Origin of the sequence: Subtercola boreus, from assembly GCF_003399635.1 — a bacterium.
GTDB classification, from domain to species: Bacteria; Actinomycetota; Actinomycetes; order Actinomycetales; family Microbacteriaceae; genus Subtercola; species Subtercola boreus_B.
Window position 1 is genome coordinate 1 of sequence record NZ_NBXB01000093.1, and the last position, 1387, is coordinate 1387.

At 61.2% G+C, this 1387-nt stretch carries 1 protein-coding gene; it reads left to right on the forward strand.

Going from position 1 to position 1387, the window contains the following annotated elements; all coding sequences use genetic code 11:
• Positions 1–69 precede the first annotated feature (69 nt).
• Complete coding sequence (locus B7R22_RS18660) at positions 70–1350, forward strand: IS256 family transposase (RefSeq protein WP_116413176.1); 1281 nt, start codon at positions 70–72, stop codon at positions 1348–1350.
• Positions 1351–1387 lie beyond the last annotated feature (37 nt).

Here is a 1387-nt window from a genome sequence, read left to right on the forward strand (position 1 = left end):
GGGACTGTGCTGAATTCGGTGTTTCTGGCCTAACGCGTCGGGCGTGTGCCTGGCGGGGAAGGTGCCGTGATGACGACACTGGATGTTGTGAAGAGAAACAAGCCGGAGCCCTCTGCGGAGGAGCTCGCAGCGAAGGAACTGGTCCGGATGGCGGCCGAGCAGGGCCTGTCCCTCACGGGCCCGGATGGGCTGTTGAAGCAGTTCACGAAAACGGTCCTCGAGACCGCGTTGAACGAGGAAATGACTGACCATCTCGGGCACGAGAAACACCACGCCGATCCCGGCCGGGAGGCCTCGAATGTGCGCAACGGGTCTCGGCCGAAAACAGTCCTGACCGAAGGGACCGGGCATGTACAGATCGAGATTCCCAGGGACCGGGAGGGCACTTTCGAGCCACAGATCGTGAAGAAGCATCAACGCCGTCTGGGCGGCGTTGATGAGATGGTCCTGTCGTTGTACGCGCATGGTTTGACGACGGGTGAGATCAGTGCGCACTTCGCCCAGATCTACGGGGCGCAGGTGTCCAAGGAAACCATCTCCAGGATCACCGAGAAGGTGTCCGAAGAGATGGCGTCGTGGTCCAGCCGGCCCCTGGACGCCGTCTACGCAGCGATCTTCATTGACGCGATCGTGGTGAAGATCCGTGACGGCCAGGTCGCGAACCGTCCGATCTATGCGGCGATCGGGGTGTCTCTGGAAGGAGAGAAAGACATCCTTGGCCTCTGGGCCGGGACCGGTGGTGAGGGGGCGAAGTTCTGGATGAGTGTCCTCACGGACATCAAGAACCGGGGCGTCACCGATACGTTCTTCCTCGTCTGCGACGGTCTGAAGGGACTGCCGGAGGTCGTGGGCAACGTGTGGCCGTTAGCGACGGTCCAGTCCTGCATCATCCATCTGATCCGCAACACGTTCCGGTTGGCGTCGAAAAAGGACTGGGACGCACTGAAGAAAGATGTCCGCCCGATTTATACCGCCTCGAGCCCAGCCGCAGCTCGTGCCGCGTTGGAGGAACTCACCGAGAAGTGGGGCAAGAAATATGGTGCGATCATCCGGTTATGGGAGTCGGCGTGGGAAGAATTCACCCCCTTCCTCGATTACGACGTCGAGGTCAGAACCGTGATCTGCTCGACGAATGCGATCGAGTCGCTGAACGCCCGGTACCGGCGTGCCGTCCGGGCTCGGGGTCATTTCCCGACCGAGGCCGCGGCGCTGAAATGCCTGTATCTCGTGACCCGGTCGCTTGACCCGACCGGAGTTGGCAGGACACGCTGGACAGTGCGGTGGAAACCCGCGCTGAACGCGTTCGCGATCACCTTCGCCGACCGCTGGCCGGCAGCAGAAACCTACTAACCAAAAATGCTGGAAACACCGAAAACGTTACAGACCC